Raw genomic sequence first — 21582 nt, forward strand, 5'->3', positions numbered from 1 at the left:
GATCGAGAAGCTGCGGCGGACGCTCTATGGCACGCGCTCGGAACGATCGGCGCGGCTGCTCGATCAGCTAGAGCTGGAGCTTGAGGAGCTTGAGGCGGCCGCGACCGAGGATGAACTCGCCGCCGAGAAGGCAGCAGGCAAGACGCAGACGGTGCGTTCGTTTGAGCGCAGGCGGCCCGTTCGCCAGGCCTTTCCCGACGACATCGTGCGAGAACGCGTCCTCGCGTCGCAACAGACCTCGGCGTAGACGAGGACTGGCTCTGGGACGTGGCCAACGGAATGGACACAGAGGATGGCGTCATCTGGGTTTACGGCATAGGTGACGACCAGGTCATGGCGTTCACCGACTTCGGCATCGAAAACCTGACGGAGCTCATCAGGATGCACAAGGAAGACCCCGAACTCCTCAAGCGGTGGAATCGGTGAGCCCCTGTCCGCGGCCTAGCTCGGATGGATACGACAAGGATGGGCTTATGGCGCTTAAAGCCGCGGCTTCGGCGGACTGCAGGTTCCGCAAACGACCGCGACCCAGGCGAGGGAAATAGGAAAGATGCACCAACGCTCGCACGGCTGCCGCAAACTCCGGAATGCGGATGACGTGTCCAGCATCTCCACGTCCGTAGAGGCTTGATAAGACCTGCCGTCCAGGCAATCTCATAATCGAAATAACGGCGGAACTTCCGCAACAGGCCGTCACCAATGGACGCATAACTTCATGATTTTGTAACAACTTCGCGCAGGCATCCACACAGATGAACACGCAACCAATCGCGATAACGCGATCGGACCGAAACCGAACGCGCATGACACTGTGGGCCGGCCCGGCGAAGCCCGCGATCTCGCCCGGCCGGCAGCACCCACATTGCAGATGCGAGGTCACAATCGTCCATTTCGTAGGTCTATGGCAAGGCTCTCTCAAGTCGTTCGGGAAGCCGACGACAGCTCAGGATCCTTGATCTTGCGCTGCCGCGCGCGTCTTCAGGCCAGTGTATCGGCAGCGTCACAAATGCCTACATATATTTCGTCCAGGTCACCTGCTGTTACACAATATGGCGGCATCACATAAATCGTATTACCGAGTGGGCGCAGCAAGAGATTACGGTCTTTAAAGAAGGCGTGAAGCCTCGGGCCGATGCCTGCGAGATAGCCGGTATCTCTCGTCTTCAGATCGAGTGCTGTGATGGTGCCGCTACGGCGAACGTTTGCAAAGCGCGGATCGGCGCGGAATGCTTCAATTGCGTGCTCCTGCATGGTTGCAACCGCAGCGATGCGCCGGTGACATTCCTGGTCTTTCCACAGATCCAGGTTAGCCTTAGCGGCGGCACAGGCCACCGGATTTGCCGTGTACGAACTCGAGTGAAAGAATGTGCGCGTACGGTCTTTTGAATAATGGGCATCGAAAATCTCCGCCCGGCAGAGTGTCACCGCGAGCGGCAGCGCCCCTCCCGTGAGACCCTTCGAATAGCACGCTATGTCTGGCACAACATTGGCCTGCTCACAGGCGAAGATTGTTCCGGTGCGGCCCCAGCCCGTCATGACCTCATCGGCAATGAACAGGACGTCCGACGCCTCGCAGATCCGCTTCATCTCTCTTAGCACCCAAGCTGGGTACATCAGCATTCCGCCTGCCCCTAACACCAGAGGCTCGACAATAAAGGCTGCGGGATTTTCGTTCCGACATGCTGACTCAAGCGCATCAAGCGTCGCCCGCTCAAGACCGCTCGCAGGGAACGGGATTGAGGTCACGTCGAACAGGAGAGGTCCGTACGCCACGTTGAAGACACCGCGGGCACCAACTGACATCGCACCGAACGTGTCCCCGTGATAGGAGTGCTGCATGACAACGATGCGTGTTCGCTGTTCGCCTATGTTGTGCCAATAGCCGAGCGCCATCTTCAAGGCGACTTCCACGCTGGCTGAGCCACTGTCCGAGTAGAACACGTGGTCCAAGCCTTGGGGTGTGAGTTTCAAAAGGAGCCGAGCGACCTCCTCAGCCGGATCATGCGTGTAGCCGGCGAAAATGATTTGGTTCAGCTTGCCGGCCTGTTCCTGAATCGCGCTCACGATCTGCGGATGGCAATGGCCGTGAGTGACGACCCACCAGGATGAGATTGCATCTATGATTCGATGACCATCCGCCGTGTAGAGATAAGCACCGTCGCCACGCACAACCTTGGTCATCTCGTTGTGAAGAGCATGCTGCGTGAATGGGTGCCAAATTGGCCACCTCTTGTTTGGCTTCATGGCTTGAAATCGCCGGGAACAAACGAGCCTTTGAAGACATCCCGTAGGCTGTCTGCCGTCAAAGGAGAAATCCAGGGCAGCCGTCCTAACCAACGCACCCGCGCGATGTCACAAATTGCGCTCTCAGTTTCAGAATTTCTTTCCCCGATGAATGCGATCCCAAGAATGTCGATCTGGCGCTTTCGCAAGGCCTCTATCGAGAGCAGCGAATGATTGATGGTCCCGAGTAGCGTGCGCGCGCAAAGCACGACGGGAAGTCGCCACCGCTGGAAGATATCGATGTAGAGTGCGCTAGAATTCAGCGGCACCATCAGCCCGCCAGCGCCTTCGATGACGAGCGGTCGCTCCCCGGTATGCGGCAGGACGAGCGAATCGGGGTCGATGCGAATTCCATCTATTTCGGCGGCATGATGCGGGGAAGCGGGCGTTTTAAGGCGGTAACGCTCCGGAACGATCCGATCGGCCGGAAGACCGCTCAGTCGTGCGACCTGCTGGCTATCGGTCTCTCCTTCAACACCGGCCTGAATTGGTTTCCAGTAATTCGCGCCGAGAAGATGGGCAAGGCCTGCCGAAAAGACAGTTTTGCCGATCCCTGTATCTGTGCCGGTCACCACGATTCGCTGACTCATCGAGATCCGCCCCTCGTCTCCTCAGCGAGGGCATCGAGCATCGCACGCACCTCATTCTCTCCGACGTTGAGCGTCAGTGAAATTCGTAAACGGGCCGTGCCGGCCGGCACCGTTGGCGGTCTGATTCCTCGGATGTCAAATCCGCGAGCCTGTAGCGCGGACGCTAGCCTCATGGCGCGGGCATTCTCGCCAATGATATAGGGCAGGATCTGCGAGTTCGAAGGACTTCTCTCGCCTCTCGCAACCATCTCCCGATGCGTGAACGCGACAAGCCTCGCCAGCCGCTGTTGGCGCTCCGGCTCCTCCTGCAGGATCACGAGAGCCTCCCGTACGGCTACCGCCATTAACGGCGAAGGGGCGGTCGCGAAGATAAACGGGCGACAGCGATTGATTATGAAGTCGCGCAGCACGCCAGACGCGGTGACAAGCGCGCCGGCGGCTCCCAGCGCCTTGCCGCAGGTATGAATAACCAGGAGATTTTCGCGTCCTTCATAGGCCGCTGTGAGGCCTCGCCCCTGCTCGCCGTAAACGCCGGTGGCATGAGCTTCGTCCACAACCAAGAACGCATCGTGCCGGTCCGCGATCGCGAGCAGGTCTTCAAGCGGTGCGAAATCGCCATCCATGCTGTAGAGGCTCTCGACTACGATCCAGACCCGCCCCGCTCCGCCCGCGGCACGCCAGTCGCAAATTGCGCTTTCGATAACCTGGGGGTCGTTATGGGCGCTGATTCGAAACGCGGCTCGGCCAGCTCGTGCTCCTTCGTGAATGCTGGCGTGAACCAGGGAATCAAGGACGAGCAGGTCGTCCCGTTGCGGCAACGTTGTCAGCACCGCAAAATTTGCGACATAACCACCGCCGAAGAGGAGCGCGGTCTGCGCGCCGAAGAACCGCGCCGCTGCTGCTTCGAGGCGTTCGTGCTCCTCGCAGTTGCCGCGCAGAAGCCGTGATCCGCCGGCTCCGATCGGAGTACCCCCTTCGAGCGCGGTGACGATGGCTTTTTTCATGCGCGGCGCGCTCGCCAGGGCCAGATAATCGTTTGATGAAAAGTCAATCCCGGTGCGCGGCCTGAGACTCCGCAGGCGGTCGTCGTTTTTAAGCGCATCTAAGCCTGCCGCATAGCTGGCGACTTTACCCGCAATGATGGAATTCATTCTTCACTCGCTGAGCAAGGATGGACGCAGCAAAACTCCCAACTGGTCGCCAACGACAGGGTCTTACGGCGGCTAGCTTGTTGGATTCAAACCGGAACGATGCGATTTTGTCGATCAACCAGCACAATGCGTGGCCTGAAGATTCTTGCATCCGCCTCGTCAAGTGAGGCGTATGCAACGATACTTATTTTATCGCCTGGCATCGCCAGTCGCGCCGCCGCACCGTTCACGTCTACCGTGCCGGACCCTTGTGGCGCTTCCGTCACAAACGTTGCAAAGCGTGCCCCCGTCTCGAGGTTGTAGAGTTCGACGCGTTCGTTAATCAGGATACCGGCCGCGTCCAGCAGTGCGCGATCAACCGAGATCGAGCCTTCAAAGTGCAGGTCGGATTCAGTTACCGAGGCGCAATGAATCTTTCCCTTCATCATGATAATCTGCATTTCTTACCTACGCTGATAGCTTGCACGCAGCACGCCGTTGTTCTGATGACTTAAGCGAGTCCAGACGTAATGCCGAGCCGGGCTAACAAACTTGCATCACGGTCAAGTTGCGGGTTTTTGGTAGTCAGCAACACATCGCCGACAAAGATGGAATTCGCACCCGCCAAGAAGCATAGGGCTTGGAGTTCATCAGTCATATACTGGCGCCCGGCGGCCAACCGTACGACGCTCTTGGGCATCATGATCCGCGCGGTCGCCACCAGGCGCACCAGTGCAATCGGATCGGAACGCTCCGCCGTGACCTTCACCGGCACGCCATCCACCTCGTTCCACAGGTTGATCGGTATACTTTCCGGATGCTTGGGAAGATTGGCGAGCAGTACCAGCATACCGAGACGGTCATCGACGTGCTCACCCATGCCAATAATGCCGCCGCAGCAGACTTTGACCCCCACCTCGCGCACGCGCGTAAGAGTGTCGATCCGATCTTGCAAGGTCCGCGTAGTGATGATGCTGCGGTAGAACTCCGGCGAAGTGTCCACGTTATGATTGTAGAAGTCGAGGCCGGCGTCGGCGAGCCGCGCGGCTTGCTTTGGCGTGAGCATGCCGAGCGTTACGCACGTCTCCATGCCGACACGTTTAACGGCGGCAATCATGTCGCAGACCTTATCGAGATCGCGGTCCTTTGGACTGCGCCACGCCGCGGCCATGCAGAAGCGACTCGCCCCGGCCGCCTTGGCGCGCTGCGCGGCGGCGACCACATCAGCGCGATCCATCAAGCGAGTCGCCTTCAGGCCAGTGTCGTAATGCACGCTCTGTGCGCAGTAGGTGCAGTCTTCAGGACAGCCGCCCGTCTTGATGCTGAGCAGGCTTGCGGTTTCGACGTGGTTTGGGTCAAAATTGCCGCGATGAACGGTCTGGGCCTGAAATAGGAGCTCGGCAAATGGCTGCGCGTAAACCCCTTCCGCCTCGGCACGTTCCCAGTCGCGGCGGACCGGCGCGCTGTTGCGGCCGCTATTGCCTTCGACTTCCACAGCACCCCCAAGATTTTCGGTCGATCATACAGGCGACACCGTCGTGCGTAGCTTCGCAAAGCAACACTCTTGCCCGGTATTGACGAGAAATATCGCCGAGTTGCGCGGGCATGGCGCTCGTATCAGGCTAATCGCCGCTCCCTCATGCAGGATTTCCTCGCGAGGCCGAGACAAGCGCAACAACGCTCCTCGACGCGCCTCACTCAGGTAACTAGCCGATGCGTACGGTAGTTGCGCCCCGTAGGAGCCTCTCCTGATACAAATGTATTTGGCCGCGCGCCGTGTACAACGGATCCACGAATCTGCTCACCTGGCCGATTCCACGATGGTGTGGTTATGCGCGTCACATCCCCGTACAATAAACGGTGGCCCGGACGAGCCGACTCTGCGAGCGTTACCTCCCGCCGCCTCCAGAAGCGCAGCGGGTTGGGCTCTGGGGCGCAGAGTAGCGGCCCGGCGCGCCCTTAGCGGGTCTGTGGCCACCTAGGCTTGCTCGCCGCCCCTGGCTGTGGTGAGCAACTCCGCTGGACTCTCGATCACGTCGTCGCCGCCCGACTTGGCACGACGCGGCGAGATCTGCTAAGACGTCGCACTCATCTGCGCAAACAGAATTGCCGCTTCAGACGGCCCGAGCCCGACGATGCCCACGAAGGCTGCCGGAGGCATCGGAATGACCTGACGGGTCGGCCTCCAGAGATGCAGGCAGTAGCGACTATTGTTCACATACTGCGAATGAGGAGGATGCAGCTGCATCACACATTCCTCTTCATCCCAAAACATATCTTTGGCGAAGCACATCTCCTCCCAGTTTGGAGATCGCCGTGGCGTCGACACAGAGACATGCTCCCATCCCGGACGGATGAAGCAGACGATCTTGAGTTGGCAGCCACAAGGCCCCTGCACGAAGAAGAGACCGGAAGGACCAGACCCCGGTGCGGTGGCGAATCGGCCATCGCGGACGCGCCCCGCTTCGAGTCTTTCTACACTTTGCTTCCTCATGCGTCCTCCTTCTTCTTTTGGCCGATAGAGTTGCATCCGGCACCAGTCGTGTTGTCCGACTCGTACATCGAACGGCTGGTACCCTGGCATGGGCGGCCCCGACTGCCGCTGATCATCTGCACCGACTTACTTGGATGAAGAACATCGGTTCTGTCCGCATCGTTCACCGGGGAGTTCTCTTGGGTTTATCTTTCGACATCTGAGCTCTCTTAAACTTTCTCGTCATTCGCGCGTTCGTTGCGAACTAGGCCTCACGCAGACAATCTGCGCAGACATCTACCATGGCTTGTCTTGGCAAGCCGTGCCCGCAGGAGCTTCTGCTCGCCTCGTCGCCTGAACAAGTCCGCAACGTATGGCGTTGAGCTCGCCGTGCTTGGTGCAAGATGCCAGAATTCGACTGAAACGCTTAATGGCGGCGGAAGCCAATTCGCGTGGCATGATCCGGCGAACCGGCTACTTTGCCACCCAAACAAACGTCGCAGGCTTCAGCACATGATGCAAAGCGACGCCAATGCCTCGCCAGTTCATCGAGCGAGAGGCTTTGATTTCGACGATCTGACGGTGGGCTTTCATCTCATTCCTTCATGTCTAGCGGTTAGCCGGCTTGCCGCCTGAGACACCGTCAATGCGTCATCTATGTGGCCGGCCACCGTGACCCAGAATGGATTCATGGTCAGAGGCTCGCACGCGCGGTCCGCACTCGTTCAGCAGCCTCGCTCATTGGCCTTACCGCATGACGCAGTTTCGCAGTTCAGCCCTAGCGGGCTGTGAGCTCCAACGGAGAGACACCCCGCGCCGGGGTCACAAGCATTGACGATCGGTGCAACCGTCCGCCCGGTCGATCAGAACTGCCCGTCAACCTCATTTCTTTGCCGCCCCTCCGCGAGGCGAGCCAGCTTATCATATTCCTCAGCGACCTTGATCAGCCTGCATCTGGATGTGTCGTCCTCGAGCGACTCCGCTTTTCTTCGGGTCGCTTCAGCACGGCTTCGCCAATGTTTGGCGTCTGAGAACAGGTTTTTTTGCTTCATGCGGAATACGATGCAGTTTTTAGATCAAGAAAATGCGACACATGCCCTACGTAAGATCCCGTAGGTTGGCTGTCGCAAAAGCACCTCATTTGCCGTTATCTGCCGACCGCTCTGTTGATGTCTGAGATGCGACAAGCCGCTCGCAGCAAGCGCGGCGAGGGGCGCGAAATGCGCGACTCTCGACATTAGGGCTTGAATCGTACGTAGCGTCAGATTGTAGGGTCTTCTTACAGGTGGCGAGCGTGCTTGGCCGTACAACAGCTTCCGGGCGACACAATTTCGAGTGTGTCATTTGGCGAGCCAGATTGCAGAAGGCCCGCGTTGTCTCGGACGCCGCAGTGAAGCCGCCTCGGCGAATCATTGCAACGTGTCGCGATGAAGCCAGGCTGCAGGAGAACCGGATTCTAAGATCGCAGCAGCATCGTCGCGTGGCGATTGCCCGCTTTGATAGATTGCTCACGCAGAGGTCGCGGTCCGGAGATCGGGGCCTCGCAGCTCAGAGTGGAATGGAAGTTGGAGGCCATACTCATCTTACATAGCCGTGATGCGGCCGCGGCGAACCTGCAATAGCTTGCTCACGCCGAAACAGGTAGCTGTAGGCATACACCGTTGCCAGCATTCTCGCCAGAGATGCGTCGCCTGGTCCGCTCATGCCGGAGCCCCCCCTTCGGGCGCCTGGATTGCCTCCGCCGCCGCGTCCATCATGTTTTTCGTATCCAAAGACGGGCAACAGGGCCTCCGGAGCAGCAATGACTTCTGCAGCTTTGGCTGCCAAGCAGTCGTTCAATTGATGGCCATGGAGCGCGCGAGGTCAGACCACAAGGAAATCTCGATTTATGCTCTGTCCGAAATGTCACACAGATAACTGGTGCGAGATCGCAATGCACGATCCCTGGAGCGGCCGACCAGTGATCAACTGCAATACTTGCGGTGAGTATGCCGAGTACGATTGCCTCCAGCGCAAAACAGCGCACGCGATCATCGCAGCTACCTTGGCCTGTAACGTGAGCAAAGAGGACCAGCGAGATCCGCGGGCGGTTGCTGAGAGGATTTTGGATGTGCTGGAGAATGCCGGCCTAACAATCGCACGCGCCTCAAGATGAATGGGAGGAACGCCGATCGGCGCCGCTACAAGGCCCCGCCCGTCCATCAGAAAGCATGGCCAACTGCGCCGCTCGTTCCAACAGCCACTTGGTTGCCTGGAAAACCACCGTCTTTCCCCCGGCCGACCTGGAGTAGTCGCCATAGCAACTCTTTGATACCAACAACGATTGTAGCAAACGCGCCAATCTGGACCCGAGCCGCGACGCTCTCAACGGGACCAGGGCTGAGTACCGCTTAGGCGCGGGCTTCCAACGTGACGCCCGGCAGATCTTCCCACAAGTATCGAACCCGCGATGATCAACCCGGCGTGGCCTGCACCTGACGGCGCCTTTCGAGGTCCATAGTTCAAAGTTATCTAGAACGGCGAAGTCACTGTTAGGTGCCTTGACGGGAGTTTGGCTCATTGACCAGATTAACGCGCTGCCGATTGATCTCGTTTCCTATTCTGCTCAGCCGCCGAAGTCCCGGGAAGCAGCCTATTATGATGGTGACAGCGGGAGAGCTTGGCTGGATAGACAAAGCCAATTCGCATAGACTCGAGAGAGCATTCAGCCATGGACGATTGATTCCGGCGCCGAGGCAGCTCCTATCCACACATTCAAGTAAGCTTGACTGATTCGCTTGATCACTCGTGGCCGGCGACGAGCAGCCTCACAGCTGGGCGTAGCTATGCGCGCACACTCGAGCGGACCCGAGCTGCGCGTTCCGCAGACGACGAATACAGAAAGCCAACTGCCTTGGTGAAGCGCCTCCCGCCCTCCTCGTCATGCGGCTGGCTCCTGGCGAACGAAGACGGTTTCGACATATTCACGCGATAAGCCCGCAGGGGGATTGAATCGTACGTAGCGTCAGATTGTAGAGTGCCCCCTAGGGAGCACCAATGTTCGGTCGCTTCAGAAGTTCCTGTGCTAAAGCGGAGCAGGCCGGTTGCTTGCGATGAGAGCTTTTCTGCCAAAGCGGCTGAGGATCGCGCTCACTGCGAAGAACGCTGTTTCTGTCCTGTTCACGCAGATCGCCGGCCCGTATGAAGACAAGATCGCCCACATGTAAGAAGGACCAATCCAGCCTTGCAGGCTTCGATATACGTTTGCGGGCACTGAGTGCCCAACCCGCCGCTGCGAGATTGATGCGCTATCCCGGAGCGGACATGTGAGAGGACCCGATGGATCCAACAGGGTCTTGCTCGTCGATCACTGTGAGGGCCAATGCCGGGCCATTGTTGGCTTCAAGAATGGCGATCCTGGAACCGCATATATGTGCGGCGAACCTGTTGTGATGGGACCTCGCCAAAAGCTGTCATCATGGTGCGCTTATCACCATTCCCGAATGCACGTCATGCCATGGTCGGAGGGACGCAGCGTCGTTGAAGGAAAGCAGACTAGATGACCAACAGTAATCCGAGACGAGCGCGCGCAATTGCTAGGCATGGGCAGCCGTCGTCGCGGGAGCAAGAGAGCTGCCGATAGATCCGCGAGCTGGATCTGCGCGACGTGCAGGCCTGACGATTGCCCCAGGGCCGAACGCCGATCCACGCAATGAGGCCCATCAAGACCTGATGAACGAGTATTGAGAAGCTCATGTGAGCGCCTTGGATCAGAAATGATGTGGAAGTTTATACCCGCGAGGGACTGAAGATTGATCTCGGCACCTTGATTGAGGGCAACACCGCGTTCGAAGCCGATAAGCCGGCGATCCATTTCGAGGGCGCGCCTCTAAAGCTTACGCTGCTTTCGGCGCATGCGAGCGGGTGGCACGTGGTTTAAAGGCCCGGGTCGACCTCTCCACGAGCAGCTCATCCGAATTCTTTCTGCCGAGGGGCTGCAAATCAAATGTGATAATTGAGGTAGAACGCAGTTGATCCGTCAGCTCAGGCTGCTGTCCGCAGAATGCTTGCTCAAGAACCGAGACTTTGCCGCGGGCATAAGAGAAGGGGCGCTCGGGACCAGCAAACCGCCAGTTTCAATGGCAGCGGCACGTGCTCAAGGCGGCTTATTCACGCACATGCGGGCTTTGCCTAGTCATACTACGGCCGGCCCAAAGACATGCTTGCGAGCGCGGAAAACACCCCAGGCCGAATGGTCGCCGAACCGAGCACTGACCTTCTGAGCCATATCGTCCGCGCGCTAAACGCACCATTGTTGTTGATTCCGTGGCCACTCGCGAGCAATGAACCGCCAGATGCTTTTCGCTACTGAATTCGTCATTCGGTGGCGCAGGGCACACTGATCGTCGCGATAACCCCTTGAGGTCCCATATAGCACTGCCTCATTCATGCAGCGTTTTTCTGTGAACTCAAACAGCACAGAGTTAATATGCGCGCCTTCACTTTTGCTTGCCAGATCACCAACTTGATTGTCCAGAAATGGATCGATGATGATAAGTACTGCGCGACAAGAGAACGAATTTCAATGCTTTGTTTGCCCGGCTTGCTCGCGGTTGCACTGGATGAACAGCAGACTGGAAAACTCTTAGGCAAGGACACGAAATGAGGGAAACTCGCTGGCTCAACGCGCGAGTTGACCACGCAGGGACTGTGGAACGCTTCTCGGCCAAACGGGTCTGCTTACCTCCTATCCGCGCCGCAATTTCATTAGTTGCACCCGCGCAATAGAGAAACGCCTGACGACGGCCGAACGAAATCTTCTGGGCTACAAACTTTCGTATAGTCCTTCAAAACCCTTTCGATGTGGAAGGTTACCTCCGTACAGTTGAGCAATTGATGCAATGCCTATACAGAGACCAGAACTCGGCAGTTCGAGAGCGCGACGCTTCCGCATTCGAAGAGGCCAGACGCGATTGACGTCGTCGATCGGGGACCGACATTAGCCTGCGCAGAGCAACGATTTGTCAAACCAAGAGAGCAAACGGCGGGTCGCTCTAATCACCGGCGTGACTGGACAGGACGGCGCCTATCTCGCCGAACATCTGCTGTCGCTCGGCTATATCGTGCACGGCATCAAGCGGCGCTCGTCCTCGTTCAACACTGCGCGGGTCGACCATCTCTACCAGGACCCGCATCTCGGGGACGTGCCGTTCCTGATGCACTACGGCGACATGACGGACTCGACCAATCTGATCCGCCTGGTGCAGCAGATCCGGCCGACCGAGATCTACAATCTCGCAGCCCAGAGCCACGTCGCCGTCAGTTTCGAGAGCCCCGAATACACCGCCAATGCCGATGGGATCGGCGTACTGCGGCTGCTCGAGGCGATCCGCATCCTCGGCATGGAGAAGGACACGCGGTTCTACCAGGCCTCGACCTCCGAGCTCTACGGCCTCGTGCAGGAGATCCCGCAGAAGGAGACCACGCCGTTCTATCCGCGCTCGCCCTATGGCGTGGCGAAGCTCTACGGCTACTGGATCACGGTGAATTACCGCGAGGCCTACGGCATGTTCGCGAGCAACGGCATCCTGTTCAACCATGAGAGCCCGATCCGCGGCGAGACCTTCGTCACCCGCAAGATCACGCGCGGCGTCGCGCGTATCGAGGTCGGGCTCGAACAGACGCTCTATCTCGGCAATCTCTCGGCCAAGCGCGACTGGGGCCATGCCAGGGATTATGTCGAGGGCATGCATCTGATCCTCCAGGCGGACAAGGCCGACGATTTCGTGCTGGCGACTGGTGAGACGCGCTCGGTGCGCGAGATGGTCGAGCTGTCCTTTGCGCAAGTCGGCCGCCGCATCGAATGGCGCGGCGCCGGCGTCGCCGAGACCGGCATCGATGCCAAGAGCGGCAAGACGGTGGTGAAGATCGACCCGACCTATTTCCGTCCGACCGAGGTCGATCTCCTCGTCGGCGACGCCAGCAAGGCGCAACAGCTGCTCGGCTGGAAGCCGAAGCGCAGCTTTGCCCAGCTCGTCGAGGAGATGATGGCAAGCGATCTGGCGGAAGCAAAACGGGAGGCGGCCCATGGCAAACGCACCGTTTGAGCTGAAGGGCAAAAGCGTCTACGTCGCAGGCCATCGCGGCATGGTCGGCAGCGCGCTGGTGCGCCGCCTCGCGCGGGAGGACGTGCAGCTCGTCACGGTCGACCGGCGCGAGGTCGATCTCTGCCACCAGGCCGCCGTGTTCGACTGGTTCGCGAAAACGCGGCCGCAAGTGATCTTCCTCGCCGCCGCAAAAGTCGGCGGCATCGTTGCCAACGACACGCTGCGCGCCGAGTTTATCTACGACAACATCACGATTGCCGCGAACGTGATCCAAGCCGCGCATCAAAACGGTGCCGAAAAGCTGATGTTTTTGGGCTCGTCCTGCATCTATCCGAAGCTGGCCCCACAGCCGCTGCGCGAGGATTCGGTGCTATCAGGCCCGCTAGAGCCGACCAACGAGCCCTATGCGATCGCCAAGATCGCCGGCATCAAGATGGCGCAAGCTTATCGCAGCCAGTATGGCAGCGACTTCATCAGCGTGATGCCGACTAATCTCTATGGGCCCGGCGACAATTATCATCCCGAATTGAGCCATGTCGTTGCCGCGCTGATCCGCCGCTTCCACGAGGCGAAGGTCGCGGGCGCAAGGAGCGTCGCCGTGTGGGGCACCGGCACGCCGCGGCGCGAGTTCCTCTATGTCGACGACATGGCGGATGCGTGCGTGCACCTGATGAAGAGCTATTCGAGCGCGGACCTTGTCAATATCGGCACCGGCGAGGACATCACCATCGCCGAGTTCGCGCGGGTCGTGGCTGAGGTCGTCGGTTACGGCGGCGAGATCACTTTCGACACGTCGCGCCCCGATGGCACGCCGCGCAAGCTGCTCGACGTCAGCCGTCTCGCCAGGCTCGGCTGGCGCGCGAGGACATGGCTTGTAGATGGAATGCGGCAGACCTACCAGGCCTTCTTGGCGGTATCTGGTACATCGGACAAAACGAGAGACTCATGCAGCTGCTAACTGCTGACGGCGCTCATTGTCCGATTGCCAGAAAGTTGCTTTAGGATCTTCCGGCGAATTCGACTGGGCTCCACGTGTTGCTTGGAGCTCGCGCACCTCCGGGTGCCGCGTGCCCGATGGAGGGCAGGCACGGCTAGATTGGCCGATAACTATAGCGAGCGAATTGGTCAGGCGCGCCTTGCGGGACGCTCTGTTTTGAACTTGAGGTAAACTGATTAGCATGTGCGGAATTGTCGGCATCTTGGGGCGCGGTCCGGTCGCGGATCGTCTCATCGATTCACTGAAGCGACTGGAATATCGCGGCTACGACTCAGCGGGCATCGGAACGCTCAAAGGAAACTATATCGAGCTTCGACGCGCCGAGGGCAAGCTGAGGAACCTTGAGACACGCGTTCGCTGCCATCCGCTCTCAGGCCATATCGGGATTGGGCACACGCGCTGGGCTACTCATGGCAAGCCGACGGAGCACAATGCTCATCCGCATGCAACGGACAATGTTGCAGTCGTCCATAACGGCATAATCGAGAATTTCCGCGAGCTGCGAGCGGAGCTAAAACAGCATGGCGCCTGTTTCGCCTCTGAAACAGACACCGAGGTGGTGACGCATCTCATCGACTTTTATCTGAAAGATGGCTGCTCGCCGCAGGAGGCAGTAAAAGCGTCGCTGCCGCGGCTAGTCGGCGCGTTTGCGCTTGCAATCCTGTTCAAGGGTCAACACGACCTCATGATCGGTGCGCGCAAGGGCTCACCACTCGCGATCGGGCATGGCGAAGGCGAAATGTATCTCGGATCGGATTCTATCGCGCTCGCGCCCCTTACCGGCTTGATCACCTACCTTGAGGACGGCGATTGGGCTGTGCTCAACCGCAACTTCAGCGTGGTCTACGACGCACAAGGCACAGTTGTCCGCCGGGAGGTGATGAAATCTGGCGCGCCGTCGGTTGTCGTCGACAAAGCAAACTACCGCCACTTCATGGCGAAGGAAATCCACGAACAGCCAGAGGTGATCGGGCAGACGCTGGCGCATTACGTCGATATCGCCACCGAAAGCGTGGCACTGCCGCAGGAGCTTCCGTTCGACTTCAACGAGATCGGACATATCTCGATCACGGCTTGCGGTACGGCAGGCTACGCCGGCCATATCGGCAAATACTGGTTCGAGCGGCTGGCTCGTATTCCAGTCGAGCTCGATGTCGCCTCCGAATTTCGCTATCGTGAGGCGCCGATGCGCAAGGGAGATCTTGCTATCTTCATCTCGCAGTCCGGCGAGACGGCCGATACGCTGGCCGCGCTCCGCTATGCCAAATCGCAAGGCCTGCATACCCTCTCGATCGTGAACGTACTGAGTTCGACCATTGCGCGCGAAAGCGGGACAGTGTTGCAGACACTCGCCGGACCTGAAATCGGCGTTGCCTCGACCAAGGCGTTCACATGCCAGCTCGTCGTCCTGGCGGCGCTTGCGGTCGCTGCTGGCAAGGCGCGCGGTGAATTGCCGGAGAGCGACGAGGTCGATCTCGTGCGAGCGCTGATCGAAATTCCGCGGCTCGTTACAGCGGCGCTTGCCAGCGAGCCGCAGATCGAGAAGATCGCACGCGACATCGCCAAATCGCGTGACGTGCTATATCTTGGTCGCGGCACGTCGTTTCCACTGGCAATGGAGGGGGCACTGAAGCTGAAGGAGATCTCCTATATTCACGCCGAGGGCTATGCGGCCGGAGAGCTCAAGCACGGCCCGATCGCCTTGATCGACGAGAGCGTTCCCGTAATCGTCATTGCTCCCTGCGACCGGGTGTTCGAAAAGACCATCTCGAACATGCAGGAGGTCGCCGCACGCGGCGGCAAGATTATCTTGATAACGGACGCTCGGGGAGCCGCAGAGGTATCCATGGATTCACTCGCGACGATTGTGCTGCCGGAGATGGGTACGACATTTACGTCGATTGTCTATGCGATTCCGGTGCAGCTTCTGGCCTACCACACGGCCATCCTGATGGGCACGGACGTCGACCAACCCCGAAACCTCGCGAAATCGGTAACCGTCGAATAAGGCAAGGTGACGCGACCTGGAATTGTCGTGGTCAGATTCCGAATGCGCACAAGCGGTCAGATCGAATTACGATGTGCCGCCCGGCTCCTGGCCCGATGCCACCGCATGGTTTGTGCCGGTTCATAGCCCTTGCTTACGGAGGCTGAGACTCATGTGCAAAATCTACGGCCAATCAGGTTGCGAGGCTGGCGTGGCGTTGCCTCCGGCAAGCAAGGAGTCGCGAAGGGCTTATCACGGCATTCCGATTACTTTGACCTGGGTCATAATTCGTGACAAACATCCAAGTTTTTTTTCAAACGGCGTGGAAGCCAGATGAACCTGTTCGATTGATCCAAACGAATGCCCATTATCGCTGAGGTGGCCCGCTATGTTTCTCCCCCTCAGCGCGGGTTTTGGACCGCATTTAGGACCGCAGCGGCCCTCGAAGTATGAGGCGCGCCTCGCTTCGAAGAACAACGTGGCACTTGCCGAGCATGGCGATCGGCGCTATCGGACGGGCTCGATCGCCAGCACGCTCACCAAACGTTTTTCCGTCAAACCTCAGGTTAACTTGAGCAACTCGAGGCCAAATCGCTGGACATCGGGGTGAGATGCTAACGCACCTCGGCCCCAATCGCAGGCTCGCGAGCTGTTCTAGCACGACATCTCACGGAGCTCTTCCCTGCCGCTCGTATGCCATGCATCTCGTCCTTCCTTTTCATTGCATGTCGGTGCGCTCAATGAGCGAATTCGGCCACGCCACAGACAACAACCTTGTCACCGAGAATTGCCCGAGGTTTCAGTAGCTTGAGAGTCACTCCTGCGGCGCGAGCGGAATAACGCCCGAAAAACTGTGCGAGTTTGCGGCAATTGCCGAAAATATGCCGGAAACGTCAGGCGCTTACGGGTTGGTCGATAGTGCCCTGATGGCAGATTCGCGGCCATGATACTGCACTCGGCTGGCGTGAGATTTTCTCCGGAACCGGCCATTTCAAACCGAGAGGAAACTCGCCATGTCACCAGCGTCCATCGCGCATGCGTCAAATGCCAAATCGCGCATTGGCGCCATCTTACGTGCGACGAGCGGCAACTTCCTCGAGCAGTTCGACTTCTTCTTGTTCGGGTTCTACGCCAGTGCCATCGGAAACGCGTTCTTTCCATCAGGAAGCGAAACCGCTTCACTGCTTAACACCTTCGGTGTGTTCTGGTTGGGGGCCTTGATGCGACCGGTTGGCGCAATTGTGCTTGGAGCCTATATTGACCAGATTGGCCGTCGGCAAGGCCTGATCATCACGCTTTCGATCATGGCTGTTGGCACCGTCATCATCGCCTTTTGTCCCGGCTATGCAACAATCGGCATTGCCGCACCCGCGATCGTGCTGTTCGGACGGCTGTTGCAGGGCTTTTCTGCCGGCGTTGAGGTTGGCGGCGTTTCCGTCTACCTCTCCGAGATTGCCACTCCGGGCAACCGCGGCTTTTACACATCGTTTCAGTCCTCGAGCCAGCAGGTTGCGATCTTTGTCGCGGCTCTTATCGGGTATTTTTTGAGCGAAGCACTTCCGGCCGAAATGGTTGCGGCCTGGGGCTGGCGGATCCCATTCTTCCTTGGCTGCTTGATCGTTCCGCTTATCTTCTTCCTGCGCCGGACGCTGGAGGAAACTCCGGAGTTTCTGGTCATGAAGACCCACCCAACGGCCCGCGAGGTCTTTACCTCCACAGTTGCGAACTGGCGCATTGTCATTCTCGGCATGATGATCGCGATGCTGACGACCACGACCTTCTATTTCGTCACAGTGTACACGCCTACCTTCGGCAAGCACGTATTGCAGCTGTCCTCGCAGAACACGCTCTTGGTGACGCTTTTGGTCGCCGTGACGAACTTCATCTGGAACCCAATTGGCGGCGCGATTTCTGACAGAATCGGTCGGAAGCCGGTCTTGCTGACCATTGCCGGCCTTGCCTTGGTGACTGTATATCCGGCGTTGTCTTGGCTTGTGACCGACCCAAGCTTCGGCAAGATGCTGGTAGTGGAAATGATGTTCTCGTTCTACTTTGGCACCTACAGCGGCGCCATGTTGGGCGCTTTGGTCGAAATCGTGCCGAAGCACGTTCGCACAACCTGCTTTTCTTTGGCCTTCGCACTCGCCGCAGCTCTCTTTGGCACCTTTACGCCGCTCGCATCGACTTGGCTGATCGATCGGACCGACGACAAGGCTTCGCCGGGTTTCTGGTTGATGTTTGCAGCTTTGCTCGGCATTATCGCCGCGCTCACGATTTATCCAGGAAACACCAAGAGAGTTGCGAAGCTGTCGCGACCCGAGCGGTCTAACCGGGCCGTAAGCGCGCAATTTACCACGCATTAGCAGCGCGCCCACGCGGGGACCTTCACGTCCAAGACTGAACTGAACGGGGTGCGCGGCGGTCCTTGCGGTGATCTCGCGGTGGTCCACGTGCCACTCTGCGGGTCACGGTTCTTCCTATGCGAGTCGAGCCGTATCGGGACGAGCCGTGGCTGATGTTGACCGGGAATGGCTGAGCACTATCGCCACGCTCGATTCGTTCTGTGGTCGGCGGCGCGATGATAATGCTCGCACTTTGCGGTTACGTGAAACACGGCAGAGCTCGCGCGAGGGAAATACATCCCTCGCGCGAGCTTCACGTGCGCTGCCAAGCAAACTTAACGCGCACGTCTTGAGGTTGCATGAATTCCCAGGGGACCGGTGTATCGCAGCTCGCCAAACCTCAGCGAGCGGTCGAAAAGCCTTCAATCGTGCCTAGTGGACCGACCGACGGGCCAATGCATGACCACGACTCGGGCCATCTCTGGCTCCGCTCGATCAGCCGCGACTTCACGCACCGCTAGTTTGCGCGGATGAGGTACCACGCGCAAGCTGTGCGAGCTCCGTCTCGAGCGTAGGGTTACGCTTGAACATGGCGTCGATCAACGCTTGCGCCGGCTGCTCGGTCGCTTCCACCCACGTCGCCTTCTCCGCTCGTGCGGAGGGCGCGAAGACACGCTTGACGACGGTCGGCGACCCCCTCAGACCGCATTTGGCCATGTCATCCACGCCGGCAGTTTGAGCGCTCCATTTTACGATTGAGGCACGGGCCGCACGCAAGGCATCGATCATTGCACCGCGGCGAATTTGATTGCTTGCCTCTAACATGCTGATGAGACAAGGAAGCTTGGAACGCAGCACCTGGACTCCTCCTTCGCAGCGCCGTTCCGCATCGATCGTGCGTGCTTTGAAGTCCAACGCTTTGATTGTGGAAACATAAGTAAGCTGCTGGACCCCGAGCCTCTTCGCAATGCCAGGTCCCACCTGCGCGGTATCGCCGTCGATAGTCTGCTTGCCAGTGAATATGAGGTCTGGTGGGCCATATTCCTTCCCGATGTTGCGAATCGCGCACGCCAGCGCGTAACTCGTCGCCAGCGTATCGGAGCCCGCGAAACTACGATCAGTGAGCAGGACAGCACGATCGGCACCAAATGTCAGCGCCTTTCGGAGAGATTCTTCAGCCGACGGCGGGCCCATAGTCAGAACAGTGATTTCGCCGCCGAACTTGTCTCGTAGCTCGAGCGCAGCTTCCAGTGCGAACAGATCATATGGGTTGATGATTGTCGGCACGCCCTGACGCATGATCGTATTCGTGACAGGATGCACGCGGATTTGTGCGGAGTCGGGGACCTGTTTGATGCAGACGATGCTGTGCATATGCTTCTCCTAAGATGTTGAGCAGGCTCCCCACGAATAGCAACTGTCATACCACCCCAGGCATTTCGCCTATGAGAGACGAATGCAACGGCTGCCGACTGACGGTGAGACCGTTGGGGACTGCGACGGGCTGCGTAAAGCGGACGTGATCTCTCTCTGATCTGACTCGCAGAAACGGCGCGGCCGTGATCTTGCGCTCGTTCGACACCTAATCATTTCTCACAGGGCGAATACATTGCAAGCGGACGATGACCAGCACCGGCTGACGCGAAGAGGGCTTACGCTTCCCGGCATGGCCACCCCCAAGCAGAGCACATCGGTTTCGTATCCGCTTCATGGACCAGAGTACCGCCTCTTGGCACGTTCTCCTACCGCGCCCGGGTGAGCGAGAGAGACGCGAGCCCGACTTTTTAATCAGAAACGCTTGATCTCGATACCGTGCCTTCTCAAGGCATAGCCAATCTGGCGCGGCGTCAGTCCAAGCAAGCGCGCCGCCTTGGCCTGTACCCACCCGGACCTTTCCATCGCCGCGACTACACGCTCGCGATCTGTGACCTTGGCGGCACCTATGCTAGGTCGGCCGGGTGGCTCTAGCGGCGTCAGTTCGCTACCGACCGGCTGATCGTGTGCCACAGGATGTGTCGGCGGCATGCTCAGCCTTGTGGGAAGTGAGATTATCGGGCTCGGCTGTCGCGCCACTTGCTCCGGCCCGCACTTCCATAGCGTGGCCGATAGGCATTGCCCGTGGCAGCAGGCAAAATCGTCTCTTCCGATCGATGATCCGTGCGCCAGGGTCGCGGTCCGCTGCACACAGTTCTCCAGCTCGCGGACATTACCGGGAAATCCGCAATTCATAAGAACGTCAACCGCACTTGAATCGAAGACCAGAGCACGGCCGTTCTCATTGTTGAAGTTCTTCAAGAATCGAGCGGCGAGAAGCGGAATATCAGTGCGTCTATCGCGCAGCGGCGGCAGTAGCAGAGGAACCACGCTGATGCGATAATAGAGATCGGCACGAAACTCCTTCCTTGCCACCGCCTCTTCAAGATTCTTATTCGTGGCTGCAATCACGCGGACGTCCACTTTGATCGTCTGATTGCCGCCAACCCGCTCGAACTCCTGCTCCTGAAGCACGCGCAGGAGTTTCGCCTGGAACGACGCCGAGATCTCGCCAATCTCATCCAGAAACAACGTTCCCTTGTCGGCGAGCTCGAAGCGACCCTTGCGCGCGTTGAATGCGCCCGTAAACGCCCCCTTCTCGTGACCGAACAATTCGGATTCCAGCACCGTCTCGGTGAGGGCTGCGCAATTCAGCTTGATAAAGGGGCGTTTGGCGCGCGCTGAACGCTCGTGAATAGCCTTCGCGACCAGCTCTTTGCCGGTACCCGATTCGCCACGCAACAGAACGGTGCTATTCGATTTTGCGATCAGCTCGATCTTTTCGAGCAACGCGCGCAGCGCCGGGCTGTCGCCGATAATTCCATCGACTTGGACCTTCTTACGCTCCCACCCATGAGGCTTGAGTTCGGACAGCTGCTTCTGCGGCCGGAACTCCTCGTCCATAGGCCGCCCGCGATCGCGCGCAAAAACGCAATGCAGCTTCGCCGTCTGGCCCAGAAGGCTTGCGAGCATCGTCAGCACGCGGAGGTCGTCCTCGAGCTGCGCGTGCGTCCCGTTATCTGCGATGCGGTCGATGCTCAGCGTACCCACAACTTTCTCGTCAATCTCTATGGGAACGCCGATGAACGCAACACACGTATTACCGGCGGCGTCCAGCATCTCGACGTCCGAAGAACTGAAGATCGGCTGCAGCGCTACGTTCTCGACGATGAGCGGCCGCCCCGTCGCCACAATTTGATCAATTGCTCCTTGCGGCAAGCGCCCCCCGCAACGCGCGTCGCGCCCTTCGCTCCGGCCGTCGTCTACGATGATCTGGGGCACCCCGTCATGTTCGAACAGACATACGATGCCGCGCCGCATCTGCACGAGCGATGGCAGACGCTCGATGACGCTCGCCAGCTTGGCTTCGAGCCGGCATAGGCCGGTGAGCGTGTGCGCTATTTCAAAGATCGTGCTTAGCGATTTCTCTTGCGACGGCAGAATAGAAGCGGAAGGGCCCGCAGAAGCGGAAGGGCCCGCGTCGGAGGTTGAGTTTGGTCTTTCGCGCAGGGAAACGCTGTCCAGCATAATGACTTCTCCGTTCTTTTCTTGATCCTCCCCATCACCTCGATCGGACTTGTTAGACTCGTGTTGCATGCCTGTCTCGATCTGACATCCAGTTCTCAGGGCGCGGGCGAGAGATGACGCCTCTTCATGGCAC

Annotated in this window: 14 protein-coding genes and 2 pseudogenes; 8 read left to right on the forward strand and 8 right to left on the reverse strand. The window is 58.8% G+C overall.

From position 1 onward, the window contains the following. Positions 1–223, forward strand: a pseudogene (locus IVA78_RS25030) (IS66 family transposase); the annotation flags it as partial. Beyond that, positions 223–426, forward strand: a pseudogene (locus IVA78_RS25035) (hypothetical protein); the annotation flags it as partial. The pseudogenes IVA78_RS25030 and IVA78_RS25035, both read left to right, overlap by 1 nt. A gap of 552 nt (positions 427–978) precedes the next feature. Here IVA78_RS25035 and IVA78_RS25040 read toward each other — a convergent pair. The 6 genes from IVA78_RS25040 to IVA78_RS25065 all read right to left on the reverse strand — a co-directional run bounded on the left by IVA78_RS25040 (position 979) and on the right by IVA78_RS25065 (position 6497). Further along, entirely contained in the window at positions 979–2244 is a 1266-nt protein-coding gene (locus IVA78_RS25040) for an adenosylmethionine--8-amino-7-oxononanoate transaminase (RefSeq protein ID WP_247414835.1), read from the reverse strand. After that, on the reverse strand, positions 2241–2873 hold the full coding sequence (gene bioD / locus IVA78_RS25045; RefSeq protein WP_247468383.1) for a dethiobiotin synthase: 633 nt from the start codon (positions 2871–2873) through the stop codon (positions 2241–2243). Before bioD ends, IVA78_RS25040 begins: the two co-directional genes overlap by 4 nt. Further along, positions 2870–4024: an 8-amino-7-oxononanoate synthase gene (locus IVA78_RS25050; protein WP_247468386.1), complete on the reverse strand. Its 1155-nt coding sequence runs from the start codon at positions 4022–4024 to the stop codon at positions 2870–2872. The genes bioD and IVA78_RS25050 overlap by 4 nt, the downstream gene beginning before the upstream one ends. Before the next feature lie 86 nt (positions 4025–4110). After that, positions 4111–4464, reverse strand: a complete 354-nt coding sequence (panD, locus tag IVA78_RS25055) for an aspartate 1-decarboxylase (protein WP_247333154.1) — start codon at positions 4462–4464, stop codon at positions 4111–4113. Positions 4465–4514: 50 nt separating this feature from the next. Next, a complete protein-coding gene (gene bioB, locus IVA78_RS25060) occupies positions 4515–5498 on the reverse strand; it encodes a biotin synthase BioB (protein ID WP_247333158.1) in 984 nt (327 codons plus the stop codon). A 579-nt stretch (positions 5499–6077) separates the two neighbouring features. Continuing rightward, positions 6078–6497 (reverse strand): hypothetical protein, encoded by a 420-nt coding sequence (locus IVA78_RS25065; protein ID WP_247468390.1) that lies wholly within the window; start codon positions 6495–6497, stop codon positions 6078–6080. A 3739-nt stretch (positions 6498–10236) separates the two neighbouring features. Here IVA78_RS25065 and IVA78_RS25070 point away from each other — a divergent pair. The 6 genes from IVA78_RS25070 (at position 10237) to IVA78_RS25095 (ending at position 17909) form a co-directional block, all read left to right on the forward strand. After that, entirely contained in the window at positions 10237–10395 is a 159-nt protein-coding gene (locus IVA78_RS25070) for a hypothetical protein (protein ID WP_247302419.1), read from the forward strand. 549 nt (positions 10396–10944) lie between these two features. Beyond that, a complete protein-coding gene (locus IVA78_RS25075; RefSeq protein ID WP_247414829.1) occupies positions 10945–11121 on the forward strand; it encodes a hypothetical protein in 177 nt (58 codons plus the stop codon). A gap of 355 nt (positions 11122–11476) precedes the next feature. After that, positions 11477–12562 (forward strand): GDP-mannose 4,6-dehydratase, encoded by a 1086-nt coding sequence (gmd, locus tag IVA78_RS25080; protein WP_247468393.1) that lies wholly within the window; start codon positions 11477–11479, stop codon positions 12560–12562. Continuing rightward, the gene (locus tag IVA78_RS25085; protein ID WP_276017355.1) at positions 12543–13520 is read left to right on the forward strand and encodes a GDP-L-fucose synthase; all 978 of its coding nucleotides are present in this window, start codon (positions 12543–12545) and stop codon (positions 13518–13520) included. Before gmd ends, IVA78_RS25085 begins: the two co-directional genes overlap by 20 nt. 220 nt (positions 13521–13740) lie before the next feature. Further along, positions 13741–15567 carry a glutamine--fructose-6-phosphate transaminase (isomerizing) gene (glmS, locus tag IVA78_RS25090; RefSeq protein WP_247468396.1) on the forward strand — a complete coding sequence of 609 codons (1827 nt, stop codon included), beginning with the start codon at positions 13741–13743 and terminating at the stop codon, positions 15565–15567. A 992-nt stretch (positions 15568–16559) separates the two neighbouring features. Beyond that, positions 16560–17909 carry an MFS transporter gene (locus IVA78_RS25095; RefSeq protein WP_247458873.1) on the forward strand — a complete coding sequence of 450 codons (1350 nt, stop codon included), beginning with the start codon at positions 16560–16562 and terminating at the stop codon, positions 17907–17909. 486 nt (positions 17910–18395) lie between these two features. Here IVA78_RS25095 and IVA78_RS25100 read toward each other — a convergent pair whose 3' ends face one another. Then, positions 18396–19262, reverse strand: coding sequence for an electron transfer flavoprotein subunit beta/FixA family protein (locus IVA78_RS25100; RefSeq protein ID WP_247468399.1), 867 nt, complete (start codon positions 19260–19262; stop codon positions 18396–18398). Positions 19263–19676: 414 nt separating this feature from the next. Beyond that, complete coding sequence (nifA, locus tag IVA78_RS25105; protein ID WP_247468402.1) at positions 19677–21518, reverse strand: nif-specific transcriptional activator NifA; 1842 nt, start codon at positions 21516–21518, stop codon at positions 19677–19679. Positions 21519–21582 lie beyond the last annotated feature (64 nt).

It is taken from the genome of Bradyrhizobium sp. 137 (assembly GCF_023074095.1).
Classification (GTDB): domain Bacteria; phylum Pseudomonadota; class Alphaproteobacteria; order Rhizobiales; family Xanthobacteraceae; genus Bradyrhizobium.